This is a genomic window from Lutibacter oricola (assembly GCF_900106565.1).
Taxonomy (GTDB): domain Bacteria; phylum Bacteroidota; class Bacteroidia; order Flavobacteriales; family Flavobacteriaceae; genus Lutibacter; species Lutibacter oricola.
The window spans coordinates 1-3564 of record NZ_FNNJ01000030.1 but is presented as its reverse complement, the minus strand read 5'-3'; the positions used below and the strand labels follow the sequence as shown (position 1 = coordinate 3564).

Genomic DNA, 3564 nt, shown 5'->3' with positions numbered 1-3564 from the left:
AGGAAAAAAAATGATTAAAAACTAGAATGATTAAAACTTTAACCAACACCTGGTATATTTTATAGCTTGGTTTTAGCACACTTACGAAAATCCTATCGGATTTTCTTGGTCAGTAAATATTTAGTAAATTAGTTGCTTAAAACACGCCACAAAACATACCAAAAACCGTTAGGCAACATATGAAACCGACTTCAGAATTATATAATAAATCATTCCGAATTCTATTCTTCGACGAAATGTGGGAATATGAAAAAACAATATCGGAATTGAATGAAAAACTGAAAACAGAGAAAAATAGCAATGCGTATAATAATTTAGGAGTTGCTCATTTTGAGATTGGCCAACTTGAAAAAGGAATTGAAAATCTGAATTTAGCAATTGAATTTGATAAGCGGAATTCCATAGCTTACTCAAATCGTGCGGAATTGAATAAAAAGTGGAATAAAAATCAAGATGCTGAAAATGATTACGGAAAAGCAATCGAGTTAAACCCAAAAGACGCAACCTTTTGGAGATGTCGAGCTTATTTGAGAAAAGAAAATGGAGAATTAGAAAAAGCGTTATCTGACTTTAAACAGGCAATGAAATTAGAACCAAAATTTCAACCGACTAAAAATGAAATTGCGGAATTGGAAAAAGAACTCGGAATCGAACCGAAAAGTTGGATTAAAAAACTAATTGGGAAATGAAAATACGTTGCCTAACAACTGGTATATTTTATTGTTTGGTTCTAGCACACTTACGAAAATCCTATCGGATTTTCTTGGTCGGTAAATATTTACTAATTTTATAGCTTAATCACTCAACAAAACATACCAAGAACCGTTAGGGCACATATGAGAAAAACCAAAAACATATTGATATTTCTATTTTCATTGTTCTACTTATTTGGATGCGGACAAGAAAAAATAGACCCGAATTTTGAACAGAAAGTTTTTATTGAATTACTTCCAAAAATTGTAGATTCAATGTTTGTAGATATTAGACCAATTCCTCCACCACCGAAAGAAATTAGGAATGAAAAAAATACTAAAATAAAATTACAGAAATGGAAAGAATATAAAATCAACTATTTTAAAGATAAGCCTAAATATAATACTGAATTTATAATTGCTATTGAGGAGGAAATTGAAAAGTGGGAGAATATTTCTTCAAGTAAAGTGGATTTTGAAAAAATAAAAAATACTAAAAAATTCATATTTAAACCGAGAAAGGAATTTCCCCAAGGAATTGATATTTGGAAAGAAAGACTGAAATATAACTTTGCTGGAGTTTTTTCGTTTTCAAGAATTGAATTTGATAAACAAAAATTATACGGAAAGTTATGGGTGAATTATGGCTGTGGTGGTCTTTGTGGACAAGGAGGAATTGTATATATAAAAAAACACAACGGAAATTGGGAAATTGAAAAAATTGAAATACTGGAAGTTTCATAAAAAAATACGTGCCCTAACACCGTATATAATTTATTACTAGTTCTAGCCTACTTACGAAAATCCTCGCGGATTTTCTATTCGGTTTGTATTTACTAAATTAGGTGTTTAAAACACGCAACAAACCATATACAAACACGTTGTGGTTAATTAAAAGATTGATATGAAAAATTACGATTGGTTAAGAATATTATATTTAATTCTACCTTATTTCATAATTGTAGGAATTTTCCAATTTATTGGAGTTTTGATTGCTGGAATTGATGTAAATGACCTTGTAAATAAATCCGTTGAGGAAACATCATTTCAAAAAATGATTATTAGTTTTTTTGATTTATTAGGAACATTTTTCGTCATCTGGATATTTATGAAACTAGTTGATAAAAAAGCATTTGTTCAATTAGGATTTCAAATAAAAAAGCGATTAGTAGATATCGTTATTGGATTATTTTTGGGAGCTATAATAATGATTTTAGCCTTTGTTGGATTAAATTTTATTGGAGAAATTGTTCATTCAAACACAAATTTTGATAACTCTGAATTATTAATCTCAATTGCAACATTTACGATTGTAGCATTTGTAGAGGAAACTCTTTTTAGAGGATATATTTTAAGAAACTTAATGTCTTCGTTTAATAAATATATTGCGTTGATTATTTCTTCTATTTTATTTTCGTTAATGCACGGAGCAAATCCGAATATTGACACTTTCGCTTTAATAAATTTATTTTTGGCTGGAATACTTTTAGGAGCAACATATATTCACACGAAAAATTTATGGTTTCCAATTGCTCTACATTTGAGTTGGAATTTAGCACAAACATTGGTAGGGTTTAATGTTAGTGGACAAGATGTTTATTCGATTATTGAGTTTACAATAGCCGATAAAAACGTTATTAATGGAGGAGATTTTGGATTTGAAGGTACAATTTCGGCAGTTATTGTAATGATTTTGATGATTATTGCAATTGAGATTTATTATCGAAAGAAAAAAACTAACCACAACAACGTACAAAATTAATTGCTTGGTTAGAGCCTATTTACGAAAGTCCTCACGGACTTTCTTTGCTCGGGAATTATTTACTAAATTTAAAGCTTAAAACACGCAACTAAATCTTGTACAAGACCGTTGTACCTAATTGCAGAAAAAAAATGAAAGGAATATTATTAACATTTATTTTAATTTCATTAGTAAGTTGTAATAACAAATATGAAAAAGAGGAATTTAAAGCGTTAGAGGATATTACAAATAACTATCTATTAAAAAATCATTTAAACAAAATGATAGAAAAACCTCAAATATTTTCCGAAAATGAAATAGAAGAGATTTATGAAAATCCTCTGAATGTAGACACACTCGACTTAAAAGTTTATTTATCAGATGCTCTTTTACCGATTTCACAAGTAAAAGAAGATAACGAATGGATGTTTGATGACAATTATTTTGGAACAAAAGATTCTACTATTTTTCATAGCATAGTAAATTCAAGAGATTTTAAGACTTTAAAGTATCGTGAATTTGAAAAAAGTAAAATTCAATTTATTAAACCATATAGACAGTTTGAAAAGTCAAATGAAAAACTTAAAGAAAATGAAGAATATAGTTTGTTGAGTTTCTCGAGAATATGTTTTGACGAAAAAAGAGAAAATGGAATAGTCGTTATCGAATATGGACAAGGAAGCAAAGGTTATACATCTTATGGGAATCATATGGCTTTTCTCATAAAGAAAATAAATGAAAAATGGGAATATATTCCAAGAAATAGAAACATAGAAACAATAGAAATCAACTAGGTACAACACTGTGTATAATTCATTGCTAAATTTTGTCGTTTTACGACAAAACATCGTAAATTTAAACTTCGATTTCTTTTACGATAAGTCTTACGACATTATCGCAACGAAATCATAACACAAAACCGTTGCTTGTAACAGCGGATTTCACTTCTGAAATCCACATTTTAGTCATTTAAGATTAAAATAGTTAGTCTGACAGAGGCGTGAAAAAATTATTAATGAGGGAAAATTCTAATCACTCTTCTACTCTATCAAACAGAAACTAAATTGAGTTATTTGAGAAATAAACAAATGATAAATTGAAACGCAAAAAGCTCATTAAAACGGAACGATT

General features: G+C 28.7%; 4 protein-coding genes. All 4 read left to right on the top strand.

Going from position 1 to position 3564, the window contains the following annotated elements; translation table 11 throughout:
* The first annotated feature begins 179 nt into the window (after positions 1-179).
* On the top strand, positions 180-689 hold the full coding sequence (locus tag BLU40_RS17160) for a tetratricopeptide repeat protein (RefSeq protein ID WP_090126680.1): 510 nt from the start codon (positions 180-182) through the stop codon (positions 687-689).
* Between the two features lie 147 nt (positions 690-836).
* Positions 837-1436: a hypothetical protein gene (locus tag BLU40_RS17155; RefSeq protein ID WP_139171003.1), complete on the top strand. Its 600-nt coding sequence runs from the start codon at positions 837-839 to the stop codon at positions 1434-1436.
* A gap of 160 nt (positions 1437-1596) precedes the next feature.
* Positions 1597-2454, top strand: coding sequence for a CPBP family intramembrane glutamic endopeptidase (locus BLU40_RS17150; protein WP_090126674.1), 858 nt, complete (start codon positions 1597-1599; stop codon positions 2452-2454).
* Between the two features lie 131 nt (positions 2455-2585).
* Positions 2586-3227 carry a hypothetical protein gene (locus tag BLU40_RS17145; RefSeq protein WP_090126671.1) on the top strand — a complete coding sequence of 214 codons (642 nt, stop codon included), beginning with the start codon at positions 2586-2588 and terminating at the stop codon, positions 3225-3227.
* Positions 3228-3564: the final 337 nt, after the last annotated feature.